Origin of the sequence: Phaeobacter sp. G2 (assembly GCA_025163595.1) — a bacterium.
Classification (GTDB): domain Bacteria; phylum Pseudomonadota; class Alphaproteobacteria; order Rhodobacterales; family Rhodobacteraceae; genus Pseudophaeobacter.
Window position 1 is genome coordinate 2,115,940 of record CP104100.1, and the last position, 17,164, is coordinate 2,133,103.

A 17,164-nucleotide genomic window follows, 5' to 3' on the forward strand; every position below is an offset into this window, starting at 1 on the left:
CGGCGAGAGGTGGATGGCTCATGCAAGTTGTTTGGTTCAAGCGAGATCTGCGTGTGGTGGATCATGCTGCCTTGGCCTGTGCGGCACAAGCCGGGCCGGTTCTACCGCTCTATGTTGTTGAGCCCGATCTTTGGCAGCAGCCTGATGCATCGCCTCGGCACTGGGGCTTTATCGCGCAAACGCTTGCAGAACTGCGCGAAGAGCTTGGGCGGCTTGGCCAGCCGCTGGTTGTGCGTCAGGGGGCGGTCGTTGACATTTTGGAAGGATTGACGCGCCAAGGAGCGCTCTCGGCGCTCTGGTCGCATGAGGAAACTGGCAATGGCTGGACCTTTCGGCGGGATCAACAGGTCGCGGCCTGGTGTCGCGACAAAGGGGTGCCTTGGCATGAACTGCAGAACCATGGTGTTTGGCGGCGGCTTCAGTCTCGCGACGGTTGGGCGACGCGTTGGGATCGACTGATGGCCCAGCCCTGTGCGTCTGCGCCGCATCTCGCCCCAGTAGAGAGTGTGCCGGGGCCGATACCCACGGCCCGGGATCTGTGTCTTGGATCAGATCACTGTCCGGGGCGGCAGACCGGGGGGCGACGGGCTGGGCAAGAGCGGTTGGAGAGCTTTCTTCAACAACGGGGTGAGCAATATCAGCGCGCCATGTCCAGCCCGGTTGAGGGCGTCTCCGCCTGTTCACGGCTTTCTCCGTATCTGGCCTGGGGCGCGGTTTCGATGCGTGAAGTGACGCAGGCCAATGAGGCACGGCGGCGCGCCTTGCCCCCCGCCAACAAAACCTGGCGGAAGTCGTTGCGGTCCTTTTCAGGAAGATTGCACTGGCATTGCCATTTTATTCAAAAGCTTGAAGACGAGCCGCGGGTTGAGTTCGAAAATCTCCACCGGCTGTATGACGATCTGCGCCCCAGAACGCCCGACGTCGCACGGCTAGAGGCTTGGGAAAAAGGGGAAACCGGCTACCCATTTCTGGATGCCTGCATGCGGTCGCTGCAAGCTACGGGCTGGCTGAATTTCCGCATGCGCGCAATGCTCATGGCGGTGGCATCCTATCACCTTTGGCTCGACTGGCGTGCACCGGGGCTGCATCTGGCGCGGATGTTCACCGATTACGAACCGGGCATTCACTGGAGCCAAGTGCAGATGCAATCAGGCACCACGGGTATCAATACTGTCCGAATTTATAACCCGGTGAAGCAGGGGTTTGATCAGGATCCCACGGGCACTTTCATTCGCACCTGGCTACCGGAACTGGCGCAGATTCCCGATCAGTATCTCCATGAACCATGGGCGGCAGATAACGCGGCAGAGGTGATCGGTCACGATTATCCCGAACGAATTTTTGATCATATGGCAGCCGCAAAAGCCGCGCGTGAAAAGATCTGGGAGGTTCGGCACCGCCCGGAGTTTCGTGCACAGGCCGAGGCGATCGTGATCAAACATGCTAGCCGAAAGAACCGTTCCAGGCGGAAGGCGACTGCACCGAAACGCTCTGACCAATTGAGCCTGCCTTTTGGAGAGACGTCGTGAAACACCAAAAGAAATCGGATTTGCCTCAGAAGATCTGCCCCGCCTGTAGCCGCCCCTTTGTCTGGCGCAAGAAATGGGCGAAGGTCTGGAACGAGGTGAAATATTGCTCCAAACGCTGCAGGGCATCCTCATGACTAAAGCCGCCATCCTGCTGCCAAATCAGCTATTTGCTGACCATCCGGCCCTGCTTACCCCTGTAAAGCATGTGGTTCTTTTCGAAGACCCGCTCTTTTTTGGCGACCCACAATATCCGGCCAGGATGCACCGTCAAAAGCTTTGGCTGCACCGGGCCAGTATGGCGCGCTATCATCAGGCGCTGGTGAAACAAGGGATGGATGCCGAGATCTTTCCATATGACGGGCAAAAGGGAGCGTGCCTACGGCTTTTCCAAAGCCTAAGGGGGCAAGAGATCACCGAAGTGGTCATGGCTGACCCGGTTGATTTCATTGCCGAACGTCGCCTTCATGCGGCTGCAAAGGACACAGGCATCGCAGTTGATATCCTGCCCTCTCCCGGCTTTCTGAACAACCGGGGCGACAATATTGAATGGTCGCAGGGCCGTAAGCGCTGGTTCATGGCAGATTTCTATAAATACCAGCGTCGCCGCCTGGATGTGTTGATGGAGGATGACCAACCCCTAGGCGGAAAGTGGAGCTTTGACCAGGACAACCGCAAGAAGGTGCCAAAGGCACTGCTGGCAAGCCTGCCCTGGATTGATTGGCCCGCCCCTGACGCCATCGATGAGGCCGCAAAAGCAAGCGTTCTTGCCGAATTCCCGAAGGCGATAGGCCGTTTGGAAAAGCTCTACTATCCCACCTCCCACGCGGTTGCCGCCGCTTGGTTCGATCAGTTCCTCGAGCGGCGGCTTGACCGGTTCGGCGATTTTGAGGATGCGATTGTCGAAGGTGAAAGCTGGCTTTGGCATGCCATTCTAACCCCTGTGCTGAATATCGGGCTGCTAACCCCGCGCCAGGTGCTGGACAGCACGCTTGCCTATGCAAAGCGCAGGGATATCCCTCTGAATTCGCTGGAAGGTTTTCTCCGCCAAATCATCGGTTGGCGCGAATTTATCCGGGCCACCTATGATGAGCTCGGTGTCCCCATGCGGCAAACCAACCACTGGGGACACCGCCGCCCCATGCCCAAGTCCTTCTACGATGGCACTACCGGCATTGCCCCGCTGGACGACACGATCCGGCGCGTGCTCGCGACCGGCTATTGCCACCACATCGAGCGGCTGATGGTGCTGGGCGGCTTCATGTTTCTGTGCGAGATTGACCCGGACGACGTTTATCGTTGGTTCACGGAGATGTTCGTGGACAGCTACGATTGGGTCATGGTTCCCAATGTCTATGCCATGAGCCAGCACGCCGATGGCGGGTTGATCACCACCAAGCCTTACTTCTCCGGCTCAAACTACATCCGGAAAATGAGCCACTGGGACAAAGGGCCTTGGACGCAGGTCTGGGACGGATTGTATTGGCGTTTCATTTTCAAGCATTCAGATGCGCTCGCAAAGAACCCGCGTTGGGCGATGATGTGCCGCACAGCCGAGCGGATGAAGCCGGAAAACAAGGACTACCATTTGACGGTTGCCGAGGAATTTTTGTCGCAACTGAATTGAACAACGCAGAAATGCACAAGCAGGTGCGCCTCTGGAATAAAAGACATTTCTGCAAAACGAATGAAATGCGGTTTTGGCATTACCAGCGCCAGTAATCTTGGGTCCTGAGCCTAGGGGCAAAACGACTGGATCCTGGTCCTAAGACGGTATTCTTCTCACTGTCAGATGCTTTCGGCGATTGTCGTCCAGGTCTGGCGGGATACGGCCTTTGGCCCGGCGAGCAGCCAGTAGCTTTCGTGATGGGCAAGCGATCGCGCGTCAAGACGTACAAGCGTCCCTTCCTTCAGCGCACCGGCACAAAGGGGGAGCGATGCGAGAGCCACTCCCAGCCCTGCCTTTGCCGCGGTCAACGCCGTGAGTTGGGTGTCAAAGCGCAGATGTGGCACTGGGGTCGTCGGAATGCCGAAGGCGGCTGCCCAGGCAGGCCAGCCCGGGCGGGCCCCAGCGCAGGCAATCCGCGGCAAAATGGTCCAGGGATCCGCGCGCTTTTCAAGCGAAGGAGCCGCGACCGGGGCCAGTTCTTCGGCGTAAAGGCGGGCCTTGTAAGGATGCGGCCAATCTCCCGTTCCGTAGCGAATGCTGATCACGTCGTCGAGTGGTGCATCATGGGCGCCCAGAACCAGCGTACGGATCGAAAGCTCAGCCCCTGTCAAGGCCTGCAGCTGCCCCAACCGAGACATCAGCCACAACTCGATCACCGACTGGCTCGCCGATATCGTCAGCCGTTTGTGTCCCGCGCCAAAGATCGCTTCGGTGCTGTCGCGCAAACCGTCGAGCGCATGGCGAACATGCGGAAGCCATGCTTCGCCTTCGACTGTCAGTGCGATCGTGCGTGCTTTGCGGTTGAACAGCCTGATGCCAAGATGCTTCTCCAGTTGACCGATCCGCTGGCTGACTGCCGCCTGCGTCAGGCCAACCTCGCTTGCGGCTGCGGTGAAACTGCCAAGCCGGGCAGCTGCTTCGAATGCACGTATCCATTCAAGCGGTGGAAGCCGATTTCCATGCATAAGCAAAACCATGTCTCATACTTGTTTTTCTTAATTTGTGTTTATGCCAGGTCTGCGCGAGGTTCAAGCGCAACAGACATTTTCAAAGGGGCGCAAGCATGCCGACCGTCACAGTCGATCCAACTGGATCATTTTTAACTCTTCAGATGTCTTCAGGGCCGCTGCGCTTCCATGCAGTATGGCTGCGGGACAACGCACAAGACCATGAGACGCGGGCGCAGGGCAACGGCCAGCGGTTGATTGCTCTTCGGGACATCCCCGCCGAAACCCGCATCGAGGCGGCGGAAATCGCCAAGCCCGGTACGCTGGATGTGCGTTTTGCCCCCGAGGATAAGCGCGTCTCGTTCGATCTTGCCTGGCTCGAAGCGCATGCATACGATCAGCCAGCACCCGCTCAACGTGGATGGCTGGAAGACGGGGTCGAGACTTGGGATGCGGATCTCATGGCAGACGTGCCTTGCGGAGATTTTGCTGCGCTTGCACAGGGGGGGCGCGCTCTGCAGGACTGGCTTGGCCAGATCATGCGCTATGGCTTTGCCAAGGTGGTAAACGCGCCCGCCACCCCCGGCACGCTGTTCGACATCGTGGGCCTGTTCGGCCATGTGCGCGAAACCAACTATGGTAGGCATTTCGAAGTCCGCACAGAGGTCAATCCCTCGAACCTCGCCTTCACTGGTTTGGGTCTGCAAGCCCATACCGACAACCCATACCGCGATCCGGTGCCAACAGTGCAGGTGCTGCATTGTCTTGAAAGCTCGGCTGCAGGTGGGGAGAACATGGTTGTCGATGGATTTGCCGCCGCGCTGCGTTTGCGGGCTGAAGATCCTGAAGGTTTCGACCTGCTGGCCAACCATTGTGCGCGCTTTGAATACGCGGGCGAAGACGGCGTTTGCCTGACCTCCCGTCGTCCGATGATCGAACTTGCACCGGACGGCGCACTGATCGGGATCCGTTTCAACAACCGGTCCTGCGCCGCGATCACCGATGTGCCCTTCGACCTGATGGCAGACTATTATGCGGCCTATCGCAGGCTGGGCGAGATCATCGATGACACGGCAATGGAAGTGACGTTCCGACTGAACCCCGGCGAGGCCTTCGTCATCGACAACACCCGTGTCCTGCACGCACGCAAGGGATACTCGGGCGAGGGCACCCGTTGGTTGCAGGGCTGCTACGCGGATATGGACGGGCTGCGGTCAACCTATGACGCAATGGTGCGTTCGACAGCCCTGGAGGCTGCGGAATGAAACCGGATATCGAGATGTTGAACCACAAAACGATCGTAGACTTCATCGGGTCGATCTTTGATCGGCGCGGCGGCGAAGAATACCTCGGCGAGCCGGTGACGATGGGCGAGCACATGCTGCAAGGCGCGACCATCGCAGAGCAGAACGGCCAGTCCGAAGAGATCATTGTCGCAGCCCTGCTGCATGACATCGGCCATTTTACCAGCGAGTTCGGCACCTTCACCATGGACGACACCGAGGACCGCCATCACGAGCACGCTGGCGCCGAGGTGCTTGAGCAGTTCTTTCCGAGGGTGATCACCGATTGTTGCCGATACCACGTTGCCGCAAAGCGTTATCTTTGTGCGACCCGGCCAGAGTATTTCAAGCGACTGTCCGAGGCCTCGATTCATTCTCTGAACCTTCAGGGCGGCGCGATGAGCCCGGATGAAGTTGCCGTGTTCGAGAAGAACCCAAATCTGGATACGATCATTGCGGTCCGCTACCTTGATGAGGCAGGCAAACGCCCCGATATGGAGACGCCGGACTTCTGGCACTTTGCCCCGATGGTGCAACGCCAGGTCGACAGGCACAGCAGGGTCAACGCCTGACCCGCGTCCTGCTCACCTAACCTGTTTTCACTGCGCCCGCGCGGCTGACAAAGGTTCGGGCGCAGTGGCCAAACGCTACTTTTCCAGCTCTCTGTCGGGCAGCCGTGGGGGCGGTTGCACTGCATCGATCATCTGGATGAGACTGCAAATAACCAGGCCACCAGATCTGGCAGACCGACAACGCGCTGTTGTGAGCGACCCCAGTGTGGCGCAACCTCGGCTCGAATGTCATCGCCACCACAAAGTACCAACAGCGCAGGGCGAGGCAACGCCGCCGAACAGTAGCAAAGTGCGTCTTAGCGACCAGTTCGCAGGCGTTTTCTTCTGCCTTGGGATGGCGTAGCCTGATGCCATGATCCTGTCACGCGGCCGTAAATTTCTGTTCATACATATCCCCAAAACCGGCGGCACGGCCCTGGCTTTGGCGCTGGAGGCGCGGGCCATGCGCGACGATATGATGCTGGGGGATACCCCAAAGGCCAGCAAACGCCGTCGCCGTTTGCAGGGGGTGAAAACGGCGGGCCGCTTGTGGAAACACTCCACCCTTGCCGATCTCACCGGGCTGATCCCCGAGCCGGAGATGCGCGACCTCTTCACCTTTACTCTGGTGCGTAATCCCTGGGATCGCGCGGTGAGCTACTATCACTGGCTGCGGGAGCAGGGCTTTGACCATCCGGCGGTTTTGCTTTCCAAGAGGCTGGAATTTAAAGATTTTATACTGCATCCAGTGATCCTGCGTAGCTTTGAAACCCACAGCGCACCCAGCTATATGCGCCGGGCGGATGGCCGCGAGCAGTGCCAGATTTATATCCGGCTGGAACAGTTCAGCACCGATGCCGCGCCGCTGTTTGATCACCTCGGATTCACGCTGGAACTGCCCCGTGAAAACACTTCTCAGCGGCACCGGGACTGGCGCGGCTACTATGATGAGCAGACCCAAGAGGCACTTGCCCAGGCCTGCCGAGAAGAAATAATACGATTTGAATATTCTTTTAACGATTTCGACCTAGCCTTGGATCAAACAGGCCGTCCAACCACGTGAGATCGCACCATAGATTCTCTCCGGTTTGACTGGCCAGACAAGTATAGCAGCACTTTCGCCACCAGGGTGACTGTGCCGCCGCAGAGGAGAGATCGAAATGCTGGATTGGTTTCAAAAACGCCTGAGCTTTGGCGCAGAACTGTCGGTTCCGCCTGTTTCTGTAGGTCAGGGCGGGTTTCTCAGCGGCACCCATGTGGCGTCGAACTTGGGCTGGCGCCCGGTTGAGGCGCTCTGTGCCGGCGACAAGGTGCTGACCTTTGATCATGGCATGCAGACCGTGGTCGAAATGGTGCGCGAGACCGTGCAGCTGGAAGCGGGCGAGATCGACCCGACCCGCTGCCCCATGCATATCCCCCGCGATGCGCTGAACAACCGGGTGCCAATGTGGCTGATGCCCGATCAGGGCGTGCTGATGGAAAGCGACCTGATCGAGGATCACCAGGGCGACCCCTTTGCCGTGGTGCCAGCCTCGACGCTGGAGGGCTACCGGGGGATTTGCCGGTTGCATCCGGACAATCACCTGCAACTGATCACGCCGCGTTTTGAACAGGATGAGGTGATCTACCTTGAGGCAGGTCTGCTGGGATATTGCCCGGCACCGCGCGACCTGCTGACCATCGGGGTCGATCTGCAAGAGGACATCTACAAGGTATTGCCCATCGAAGAGGCCTGTGCCCTGATCGAGGCGATGACCACCGCCGAGGCTGTGATGATGACTGGCGCACTGCCAATGACGTCTCCAGGTGCCTTTCAGATGTAATAAGCCACGATTTTGGGCCCAGACCGGGCTGTAAACCTGATCACAAGCTGCCCAAAGCCTGCGCGCTTTGGGCTGTTTTGTTTACAAAGATCCGTTTCCTGCCGGGCCTGCGAATGGCCATGCTGCAGACGTTGCAAAAGCCGCAATCGGTGGGGGCACAAAAGGCCCGCTCTGAAATCTTACCAGAGGCGGCACCGAACTCAATTTCAGCAATGCGCAGATTGCAACCTTTGCAAAGTCATTCGTACAGCGGCAATGTAAGCCATTACACATATCAAATGTCTGCGATGCCGCATCCTATAGCTGACCTTCATTTCGGGTGCATCGAGCATGCGCGATCGGTTTGAAGATGAGCAAACGCATAGGCCATTTATAATCTGGACATTTCTGATCATCCATTGCGCCAGCTAGTAGGAAGCACCTGTTGCGCTGCTGAGTTGGTAAAAAGGGGATCCAGTTAAGTTTCGAGGTAAGCGAAAAGCACGAAGTTCAATTAAGGGTTGACTGAAAAGGCGTTACCCTGTTGAAATAGCAATCATAAATTTGGCACTTGCATCGCTCCAACCCGGGCTGTGTTGACGCAAAAAAAATTAGAAAGTCATAAATCGTGGTCATTATTGAAGGCTTGGTGGACGCGGCAAGTTCAAACCAAACCGTGTATGCCATTTCAACAGGCGATACTTTCGCTGGGCGGATTGAGACCGGAGCAGAATCCGACTGGGTGCAAATCAACACGGAACCAGGGCGAGTCTACGAGATAGTCATATCCTGTACTTACCCCCAACGTCATGGCTCACCAGAGATTGGCTTTGAAGTTCTGGATCCTGCCAGCGGCAACTATGTTACATCGGCCACATCAAACCTTTCGTTCGGGTCGGAAACTGGTGATGCGGGGGTGTCAATATGGGATCTTGATTTGCAACGTTGGTTTGATACATCCCAAGATGCGGCCTTATTCATCTCAGTTACAAGCAGTTATTCCAGCGAACCGTTTGATTACACCGTGACTTACTTGACCCACGGGTATCACTACATGGTCCCCGACAACAAAAGAGTAAGCGGCTCCAATTTAGCGGATACCTTTAGTGGAGGCACCGAAGCTCCATTGGTGTATGGCAGGGGCGGAGATGATCGATTTGATCTAGGTGGAAATGCTACAGTTTTTGCCGGAAAAGGCAATGATGATGTAATTACTGGTGATGGAAAAAACCTAGTTAAAGGCGGTTCCGGTCGCGATCAGATCATGAGCGGCGGTGGTGATGATACTGTCTATGGTGGCGCAGGCCATGATGCGATTTCTGGGGATAAGGGCGATGACCTGATTTATGGCGGCCGCGGCAATGACCGCCTTCATGGTTCGTTTGGTGATGACACAATCTTTGGCGGACACGGCAATGATTACATCTATGCCTTAAGCGGAGGCGGCAGGGATCGTTTTTTTGGTGGTAAGGGTGACGACCTAATTGAATCGCAAATCGGAGAAGTCACATCTTTTGGCGGTGCAGGAAATGACACCCTTTTGGGATTGTACGCAGCAGTCACATTAAATGGTGGTCGCGGCGATGATCTGCTAAAGGGCAGCACTGGAGACGACATACTTAGGGGGGGCAGGGGAAACGATTTTCTAATTGCGAACGCTGGCAGTGATACATTGGTCGGTGGCGGCGGGTACGATATCGTAGAGTTTATCTCCTATGCTGGCTTCGAGCGAAATGACGTGATTGTACAAAACTACGGAACCAAGATCCATGTAACCTATCACAGTAATCAAGCGCCAAACTGGACCACGACCTATGTTCTAAGGAAGGTCGAGGAGATCAGGTTCAGAGATGGCATTTACATTGTTTCACAGATGGAATTCGATCCCCTCGATACCAATGACACTCTGACCGGAACAGAAAGAAATGATACTCTGGATGGAGGAACACTCGATGATCATTTATCTGGTTTAGGTGGACACGATGTACTGATTGCAGGCTCCGGCAGTGACACCTTACTTGGAGGTGACGGTGACGATACGCTAGTGGCGGGAACAGGTCCTGACATCATGAATGGCGGCAATGGTATTGATACAGCTGACTATTCTCAGGCTGGGTATGTTCAAGTGTTTCTTGGAGATGGGGAAGGTTTCTTCCATCTTGCTGAAGGGGACAGCTACTTCAGTATTGAGAACGTTATTGGTGGGAACTTGGGGAATTTGATCGTTGGTAACAATGAAGCGAACCGAATTTCCGGTGGAGACGACATTGACATATTAAGCGGTGGAAACGGAGCCGATACTTTGACGGGTGGTGGTGAAAGTGACGCGCTGGATGGAGATGCTGGAGACGACGAACTGTTCGGTGGAGATGGCAGGGACAGCCTTGACGGCGGCCAAGGCAATGACACGCTGACCGGCGGCAAAGGAGAAGACCGATTGATAGGTGGTTCTGGAGACGATACATTTATCTTCGGTAGGCGAAGCGGTGCAGACACCGTGATGGATTTTTCTCCGGGTGAGGACTTATTGATGTTCGATGATGCACTCTGGACTGGGTCTCTGACTACCGAACAAGTGTTGGCGCGCTTTGGGGATGATAGCAGTGACGCGGTTATGATAGATTTTGAAAGCGGCAATTCCGTGATTATTTATGGTGTCGATCGCCTTGACGAGTTGGAAAACAGTATTCTTATCTTCTAGTCCCATGCCGAGTTGGAAACAGGGATCTGGCCATGTTGACTGAAGGCTTGGGGCGAGACGTTCCGGCGTCTGGTCGGAGAGATCCCAAAGCTCTTCGTCGAATTGTTCGCGTCCATGCTAACACAGTAGCGCCTTGTTACCGGCACCTCACCATCATTTGAATCGACTAAAGCTATCAAAGCTTTGAGCCAAGGTGTTTGAATGACTGCTTTCGAGAGCATAGCTTCTTAACGCTGCGTATGCAGCAAGTTCGCTGACGTAGCTTTCACAAATGTCTAGGAAGGGCTGGGAGTGGTCGTTGTACCGGTCTCACAGGTAGCATTTTGTTCAGGTTTCAGACTTTGCCCATAAATAGTCTGAGGGTTGCTTTCAGAGATCTTCCGGGCATAAAAATACCGCCCCCCAAATGCATGGGGGGCGGCGTTTGTGTCGTCGGATCGGGGGGAGGCTTTAGGCCGCCGAAGCCGCATCCGGGTTGAAGCGGCCGTAGAAGGTTTGGCCTTTGGCGGCCATCTCACGCAGCAGGTCGGGGCAGGCAAAGCGCTCGCCGTAGGCTGCGGTCAGCTGGTCACAGCGTTCGGCCGCATAGGGCGTGCCGATGATGTCGAGCCAGCTGAGCGGGCCGCCGGACCATGGGGCAAAGCCCCAGGCCAGAACCGCGCCCACGTCGCCTTCGCGGATGTCTTCCAGCACGCCTTCTTCCAGCGCCCGCACGGCCTCAAGCACCTGGGCAAACATCAGACGTTCCTGCACCTCGATGAGGTCAGGCTGGTCTTCCAGCAGCGGGTATTTGTCCTGCATGCCTTTCCAATAGCCGGTACGCTTGCCCTTTTCGTCGTAGTCAAAGAAGCCCGCGTTGGATTTGCGGCCCAGGCGGCCCAGATCTTCCATCCAGAAAATCATGTCGTCAGCCGGGCTGTCCGGGTAGGCATTGCCCATGGCGGCCTTGGTGGCGCGGGCAATCTTGGCGCCCAGATCAATCGAGGTCTCATCCGTCAGCTGAATGGGACCAACCGGGAAGCCAAGCTGGCGCGCGGCATTGTCGATCAGCACCGGCGAGACACCTTCGGTGATCATCCGCGCGCCTTCATTCACGTAGGGAATGATGCAGCGGTTGGCATAGAAGAAGCGCGCGTCATTGACGACGATCGGCGTCTTCTTGATCTGGCGCACATAGTCCAGCGCCTTGGCCACGGCACGGTCGCCTGTTTCCTTGCCTTTGATGATCTCCACCAGCAGCATTTTTTCAACCGGCGAGAAGAAGTGGATGCCGATGAATTGCTCGGGGCGCACCGAGGCCTTGGCCAGATCAGAGATCGGCAGGGTCGAGGTGTTGGAGGCAAAGATGCAATCTTCGGGGATGATCGCCTCAACCTTTTTGGTCATATCAGCCTTGACGGCTGGGTCTTCAAAGACGGCTTCGATGATCAGATCGCAGCCTTTCAGGGCGTCCAGATCAGGGGTTGCGGTGATGCGCGACAGCATCGCCTCTTTCTTCTCGGCGGTGACCTTGCCGCGCTTCATGCCTTTGTCGAGGTAGCTTTCGGTATAGGCTTTGCCCTTGTCGGCAGCCTCCTGATCGCGGTCCACCAGAACCACCTCGATACCGGCCTGAGCCGACACCAGCGCAATGCCCGCACCCATCATGCCAGCGCCCAGAACGCCCAGTTTTTTGACGCGCTGATCGGGAATGTCCTTGGGACGGACTGCGCCTTTTTCCAGCGCCTCCTTGTTGATGAACAGCGAGCGGATCATTGCGCCGGAGGAGGGGTTCATCAAAACGCTAGTAAACCAGCGGGCCTCAATCTTGAGCGCGGTGTCAAAATCAACCAGCGCGCCCTCATAGACGGCTGACAGCAGCGCCTTGGCGGCTGGGAAGGCGCCCTGGGTCTTGCCGTGCACCATGGCAGAGGCGCCAACAAAGTTCATGAAACCGGCAGGGTGATAGGGGGCGCCACCAGGCATCTTGTAGCCTTTGGCATCCCAAGGTTTCACTAGATCGGCCCCAGAGGCGTTCAGCACCCAATCCTTGGCGGCGGCAACGGGATCGGCGGCGATCTCGTCAACGTAGCCCGCACCCTTGGCCTTTTTCACGTCCAGCATCTTGCCTTCCAGCAGCAGCGGCGCGGCGGCGATGGCGCCAACCTTGCGCACCATGCGGGTGGTGCCGCCGGCACCGGGGAAGATGCCAACCATGATTTCCGGCAGGCCATATTTTGCCTTGGGGTTTTCAGCGGCAAAGATCCGATGTGTTGCCAGCGGCAGCTCCATGCCGATACCCGCAGCGGTGCCGGGCAGGGCGGCTGCAATTGGTTTGCCGCCTTTTTTGGTTTTCAGATCCATGCCGGCCAGTTCGATCTTGCGCAGCAGGGCGTGCATTTTCATGGTGCCTTCAAAGACACCGCGTGCGGGATCGTCACCGGCTTCTTCTTTCATCACCGCCAGCAGGTTCAGGTCCATGCCGCCGGCAAATGTGCCCTCTTTGCCAGAGGTGATCACCACGCCTTTGACCGCGTCATCCGCCAGGGCGTCGTCAATGCAGGCCTCCAGCTGGGTGAGCCCGTCAAAGGACATCACGTTCATGGTTTTGCCGGGCACATCCCAGGTGATTGTTGCGACGCCGTCGGCGTCCTTGGAAAGCGTAAACTCACTCATGTCTCGTCTCCGATCTGGTCAGCCGTCAGCGGGCTGCCGTCTTTACGGGTAAAGGAGGAGCCCTCGGCGTCCATCTCTACCATCATGTCGATATCGCTGTAATAAGCGGTTTCAGTCGGGGTCCGCGTGCCCACCACCAGGAAGGTGGCCGGCGCGTCGGTGTTATTTTTCAGGTGATGGCCATTGGCCTCACCGGCTGGAAAACTGGCGCAATCACCGGGCTGCATCGCGTGCTCGCCCTGATCGTCGATCAGGATGCAGGCGCCGCTCAGCATCACCAGGAATTCATCCTGCTGCATGTGATAGTGGCGCAGCGAAGACAGGCCACCGGCTTCCAGCCGCACGATGTTGACGCCAAACTGGCTCAAACCGCTGGCATCGCCGATGCGCTGGCTAGAACGGCCAGAGACCGCCTCAGCCAGCTTTCCTGGGTAGCCAGAGCCGCCTTGATAGGGGATTTGGGCCAGATCCAGTTTGGGCATCAGACGCGCTCGATGATGGTGGCGGCCCCCATGCCAGAGGCGATGCAGAGTGTGGCCAGACCCATTTCCTTATCCTGACGCTCCAACTCATCCAGCAGGGTGCCAATGATCATCGCGCCGGTGGCACCCAGCGGGTGACCCATGGCGATGGAGCCGCCATTGGGGTTGACCACGGCCGGATCCACGTCAAAGGCCTGCTGGAAGCGCATCACAACGGAAGCAAAAGCCTCATTGACTTCAAACAGATCCAGGTCGGAAATCACCATGCCGTTGTCAGCCAGGATTTTCTGGGTCACAGGCACCGGGCCGGTCAGCATGATGGTGGGGTCGGTGCCAATCTTGGCGGTGGCCTTGATGCGCGCCCGTGGCTTCAGGCCATATTGCTCGCCAAATTCCTTGTTACCGATCAGCACGGCAGCAGAGCCATCAACGATGCCAGAAGAGTTGCCCGCGTGGTGGATGTGGTTGATCCGCTCCAGATGCGGGTATTTCAGCATCGCCACCTTGTCAAAACCGGGCATCTGCTCGCCCATCATCTGGAACGAGGCATTCAGCGCGCCAAGCGACTGCATGTCGGTGCCGGGGCGCATGTATTCGTCATGGTCCAGAATGGCGATGCCGTTTTGGTCACGCACGGTGATCACTGATTTGGCAAACCGGTTGTCATCCCAGGCCGCTTTGGCGCGGCGTTGGCTTTCTACCGCCAGGGCATCGGCCTGCTCGCGGGTGAACCCATATTCGGTGGCGATAATATCGGCCGAAATACCTTGGGGGACAAAATAGGTCTCCATCGCCAGGCTGGGATCGACTGCGATGGCAGCGCCATCCGAGCCCATGGCAACGCGGCCCATCATTTCGACACCGCCCGCGATATAGGCCTGGCCAGCGCCGCCCTTTACCTGGTTGGCGGCAAGGTTGACCGCTTCCATGCCGGAGGCACAAAACCGGTTGATGGCCAGACCGGGAATGCTCTGGTCCAGATCCGAGGCCAGCACTGCCGAGCGCGCCAGGCAGCCGCCCTGTTCCATCACCTGGGTAACATTGCCCCAGATCACGTCTTCGACCGCATGGCCTTCCAGATTGTTGCGCTCTTTCAGCGCGTTTAGCGTCAAAGCTGACAGGCGCACCGAGGTGACCTCGTGCAAGGCGCCGTCCTTGCGGCCCTTGCCACGCGGGGTGCGGATGGCATCGTAAATATAAGCTTCGGTCATGAGTGTCTCCTCAAGCGCGGTCCGACGGATTGCCGGGCATTAGATCATAGGGATGTTTCCAGCCGGGCGTTTCACTGATGCGCGTCAGCCAGGCGTCGATATTGGGGTAGTCCGTGCGGTCAAAGCCAAAAGGCTCATCATAGAACAGGTAGCCGCAGCAGGTGAGATCAGCATTTGTCATGCAGTTGCCCACCAGCCAGTCGCGCCCCCTGAGTTGGTTCTCCAAAGTGGCAAAAGCAGCTTTTAGGCGCCCCTGCATAAAGCCGATCACCTCTTTGGGGCGTTTGTCTTCAGGCAGGAAGTTCATCAGAAACCGCGTCATTCCAACCTGGCTGGAAAGCTTGTGGTTATCCCAGAGGACCCAGCGCAGAACCTCATATTTCTCGTCGGGCGCGCCGCCAAACTTTCCTGTCTTATCTGTGATGTACTGCTGGATAACTCCGGACTGTGACAGGCGGATGTCACCGTCAATCAGCACCGGAGCCTCTGCCATGACATTTAGGTTGCGATAGTCCTCACCGCGATGCTGCCCGGCAAAAAAGTCAACAAATACGGGCTCCCAGTCCAAACCCGACAACTCTAGCGCCAGTGCCGCTTTGTAGGAATGACCCGACTCGCCAAAACAATGCAGTTTAATCGTCACGTTGTTCTCCTTGTCGCCAATGTGGTGCCGGGGGTTTCACACCCCCGGACCCCCGTGAGGTATTTTGAGTAAGATGAAAGAGAATTAACACTCTCCCTCTGGTAGTGTGCTAATGTTGTGGCGCGGTACAGGCTGAGGAGCCGATGACCGCGTAAGGTGAAGTCGTCCCTGCCCATTTGGCGAAGGCTTGGGGGCAGGGACGCGCCGTTGATTTCATCTTGCCTTAAATACCTCCGCCGGAGGCATCCATCAGATCCTGTTGGGGGAAACCTGTGTTGTGTCACAGTGACCTGCCAATCAGTTCCTTCATGATTTCATTGGTGCCACCGTAGATGCGTTGCACCCGGGCGTCAGTCCACATTTCTGCGACCGCATATTCTTGCATGAACCCATAGCCGCCGTGCATCTGCAGGCAGTCGTCCAGGACTTCGCCCTGGGTGTCTGTGATCCAATATTTGGCCATAGCGGCCTTTTCAACCGTCAGCTTGCCTTGCAGGTGTTCTACCATGCATTCATCAAGAAAGGCCCGGGCGACTTTGGTTTTGGTCAGGCATTCCACCAGTTTGAAACGGGTGTTCTGGAATTGGGTCAGCGGGCCGCCAAAAGCTTCGCGTTCCTTGCAATAGGCGATGGTGCGCGCAACTGCGCCCTCCATTGCGCCAACTGCGCCGCAAGCGATGATCAGACGTTCCTGCGGCAGCTGCTGCATCATCTGATAAAAGCCCTTGCCCTCTTCCTGGCCCAGGATGTTTTCCGGTGGGATCTCGACATTGTCAAAGAACAGCTCGGATGTATCTGCCGCGTGCATCCCGACCTTTTCCAGGTTGCGTCCGCGGGCGAATCCTTCGGCGCCATCGGTTTCCAGCGCCACCAGCGACACACCCTTGGACCCGAGGCTGGGGTCGGTTTTAGCCGCCACCAGGATGAGATTGGCATGTTGGCCATTGGTGATGAAGGTTTTTTGACCCGATAGCCGGTAGGCATTGCCATCGCGGATTGCCTTGGTCTTGATCCGCTGCACATCGGACCCGGTGGAGGGTTCTGTCATCGCCAGGGCGCCGACCAGCTCGCCGCTGATCATCTTGGGCAGCCAGCGTTTTTTCTGCTCTTCGGTGCCGTATTGCAGGATGTAATGGGCGACGATGCCGGAATGGATACCATGACCCCAGCTGGCAAGATTGGCCCGGCTGCCTTCGATCAGGATGGCGGCCTCATGGCCGAAGTCACCGCCGACGCCGCCGTATTCTTCGGGGATGGAGGGGCAGAGCAGGCCCAGCTCGCCGGCCTGGTTCCAGGTCTCGCGGTCCATCATACCCTGTTTGCGCCATGTCTCGTATTTGGGCATCCATTCATTGGTAATGAACTGTGCTGTCATATCAGCAAGCATCTGGTGTTCGTCAGTCATCCAGGCGGAACGCGTCTCAGTGGTCATGTTGCTCCCATTGGCCCGTCTTGGCGCGCCGTGCGCCGGGCCCTTATCTTTTGCGGTCTTCCAGCGCGCTGTTGAACAGTCGCAGCCGGTGTCCAAGGTTTTCTTGATCTGTCACGCTGTCGAAATTTTCGAACAGAAATGACAGGGCTTCGCCTTCGTCCAGTCCGGCCTCGGCAGCAAAGCGTTTCAGCCTGCGATAGCCATCCTCTGTCATGGCGACGGGAAAGCGGCGGGTGAGGCGGAAACGTTTGGGCATGGAGGC

14 protein-coding genes and 2 pseudogenes are annotated in these 17,164 nt (G+C 57.3%); 9 read left to right on the top strand and 7 right to left on the bottom strand.

Translation table 11 applies throughout. From position 1 onward, the window contains the following. Window positions 1-20: 20 nt before the first annotated feature. From N1037_10075 to N1037_10085, 3 genes are read left to right on the top strand one after another with little or no spacing between them, the layout of a single operon-like run. Complete coding sequence (locus N1037_10075) at window positions 21-1,529, top strand: DNA photolyase family protein (protein ID UWS77655.1); 1,509 nt, start codon at window positions 21-23, stop codon at window positions 1,527-1,529. Beyond that, entirely contained in the window at window positions 1,526-1,663 is a 138-nt protein-coding gene (locus N1037_10080) for a DUF2256 domain-containing protein (GenBank protein UWS77656.1), read from the top strand. Before N1037_10075 ends, N1037_10080 begins: the two co-directional genes overlap by 4 nt. Next, window positions 1,660-3,153, top strand: a complete 1,494-nt coding sequence (locus N1037_10085; GenBank protein ID UWS77657.1) for a cryptochrome/photolyase family protein — start codon at window positions 1,660-1,662, stop codon at window positions 3,151-3,153. The genes N1037_10080 and N1037_10085 overlap by 4 nt, the downstream gene beginning before the upstream one ends. 161 nt (window positions 3,154-3,314) lie before the next feature. Here N1037_10085 and N1037_10090 read toward each other — a convergent pair whose 3' ends face one another. Further along, entirely contained in the window at window positions 3,315-4,172 is an 858-nt protein-coding gene (locus N1037_10090) for a LysR family transcriptional regulator (GenBank protein UWS77658.1), read from the bottom strand. 86 nt (window positions 4,173-4,258) lie between these two features. Between N1037_10090 and N1037_10095 the strand changes: the two genes are divergently transcribed. The 6 genes and pseudogenes from N1037_10095 (at window position 4,259) to N1037_10120 (ending at window position 10,239) form a co-directional block, all read left to right on the top strand. After that, window positions 4,259-5,407, top strand: a complete 1,149-nt coding sequence (locus N1037_10095) for a TauD/TfdA family dioxygenase (GenBank protein UWS77659.1) — start codon at window positions 4,259-4,261, stop codon at window positions 5,405-5,407. Beyond that, on the top strand, window positions 5,404-5,997 hold the full coding sequence (locus tag N1037_10100; GenBank protein UWS77660.1) for an HD domain-containing protein: 594 nt from the start codon (window positions 5,404-5,406) through the stop codon (window positions 5,995-5,997). Before N1037_10095 ends, N1037_10100 begins: the two co-directional genes overlap by 4 nt. Before the next feature lie 352 nt (window positions 5,998-6,349). Beyond that, window positions 6,350-7,039: a sulfotransferase family protein gene (locus N1037_10105; protein UWS77661.1), complete on the top strand. Its 690-nt coding sequence runs from the start codon at window positions 6,350-6,352 to the stop codon at window positions 7,037-7,039. A gap of 97 nt (window positions 7,040-7,136) precedes the next feature. After that, complete coding sequence (locus tag N1037_10110) at window positions 7,137-7,799, top strand: Hint domain-containing protein (protein UWS77662.1); 663 nt, start codon at window positions 7,137-7,139, stop codon at window positions 7,797-7,799. 1,033 nt (window positions 7,800-8,832) lie between these two features. After that, window positions 8,833-9,074, top strand: a pseudogene (locus N1037_10115) (calcium-binding protein). A gap of 34 nt (window positions 9,075-9,108) precedes the next feature. Beyond that, window positions 9,109-10,239 (top strand): annotated as a pseudogene (locus tag N1037_10120) (calcium-binding protein). Between the two features lie 690 nt (window positions 10,240-10,929). On the opposite strand, the gene N1037_10125 reads toward N1037_10120, so the two are convergent. The 6 genes from N1037_10125 to N1037_10150 all read right to left on the bottom strand — a co-directional run bounded on the left by N1037_10125 (window position 10,930) and on the right by N1037_10150 (window position 17,158). Continuing rightward, window positions 10,930-13,134 (bottom strand): 3-hydroxyacyl-CoA dehydrogenase NAD-binding domain-containing protein, encoded by a 2,205-nt coding sequence (locus N1037_10125; protein ID UWS77663.1) that lies wholly within the window; start codon window positions 13,132-13,134, stop codon window positions 10,930-10,932. Beyond that, the gene (locus N1037_10130) at window positions 13,131-13,616 is read right to left on the bottom strand and encodes a cupin domain-containing protein (GenBank protein UWS77664.1); all 486 of its coding nucleotides are present in this window, start codon (window positions 13,614-13,616) and stop codon (window positions 13,131-13,133) included. The genes N1037_10125 and N1037_10130 overlap by 4 nt, the downstream gene beginning before the upstream one ends. Then, entirely contained in the window at window positions 13,616-14,827 is a 1,212-nt protein-coding gene (locus tag N1037_10135) for an acetyl-CoA C-acetyltransferase (protein ID UWS77665.1), read from the bottom strand. The genes N1037_10130 and N1037_10135 overlap by 1 nt, the downstream gene beginning before the upstream one ends. Before the next feature lie 10 nt (window positions 14,828-14,837). Next, complete coding sequence (locus N1037_10140; GenBank protein ID UWS77666.1) at window positions 14,838-15,470, bottom strand: glutathione binding-like protein; 633 nt, start codon at window positions 15,468-15,470, stop codon at window positions 14,838-14,840. Window positions 15,471-15,750: 280 nt separating this feature from the next. After that, complete coding sequence (locus N1037_10145) at window positions 15,751-16,902, bottom strand: acyl-CoA dehydrogenase family protein (protein UWS77667.1); 1,152 nt, start codon at window positions 16,900-16,902, stop codon at window positions 15,751-15,753. Window positions 16,903-16,945: 43 nt separating this feature from the next. Beyond that, window positions 16,946-17,158 (bottom strand): hypothetical protein, encoded by a 213-nt coding sequence (locus tag N1037_10150; protein ID UWS77668.1) that lies wholly within the window; start codon window positions 17,156-17,158, stop codon window positions 16,946-16,948. Between the last annotated feature and the right edge of the window lie 6 nt (window positions 17,159-17,164).

Coding starts and splice junctions, on each gene's coding strand:
- N1037_10075 (UWS77655.1), top strand. CDS start 21: ATGCAAGTTGTTTGGTTCAAGCGAGATCTGCGTGTGGTGGATCATGCT.
- N1037_10085 (UWS77657.1), top strand. CDS start 1,660: ATGACTAAAGCCGCCATCCTGCTGCCAAATCAGCTATTTGCTGACCAT.
- N1037_10090 (UWS77658.1), bottom strand. CDS start 4,172: ATGGTTTTGCTTATGCATGGAAATCGGCTTCCACCGCTTGAATGGATA.
- N1037_10095 (UWS77659.1), top strand. CDS start 4,259: ATGCCGACCGTCACAGTCGATCCAACTGGATCATTTTTAACTCTTCAG.
- N1037_10100 (UWS77660.1), top strand. CDS start 5,404: ATGAAACCGGATATCGAGATGTTGAACCACAAAACGATCGTAGACTTC.
- N1037_10105 (UWS77661.1), top strand. CDS start 6,350: ATGATCCTGTCACGCGGCCGTAAATTTCTGTTCATACATATCCCCAAA.
- N1037_10110 (UWS77662.1), top strand. CDS start 7,137: ATGCTGGATTGGTTTCAAAAACGCCTGAGCTTTGGCGCAGAACTGTCG.
- N1037_10125 (UWS77663.1), bottom strand. CDS start 13,134: ATGAGTGAGTTTACGCTTTCCAAGGACGCCGACGGCGTCGCAACAATC.
- N1037_10130 (UWS77664.1), bottom strand. CDS start 13,616: ATGCCCAAACTGGATCTGGCCCAAATCCCCTATCAAGGCGGCTCTGGC.
- N1037_10135 (UWS77665.1), bottom strand. CDS start 14,827: ATGACCGAAGCTTATATTTACGATGCCATCCGCACCCCGCGTGGCAAG.
- N1037_10145 (UWS77667.1), bottom strand. CDS start 16,902: ATGACCACTGAGACGCGTTCCGCCTGGATGACTGACGAACACCAGATG.
- N1037_10150 (UWS77668.1), bottom strand. CDS start 17,158: ATGCCCAAACGTTTCCGCCTCACCCGCCGCTTTCCCGTCGCCATGACA.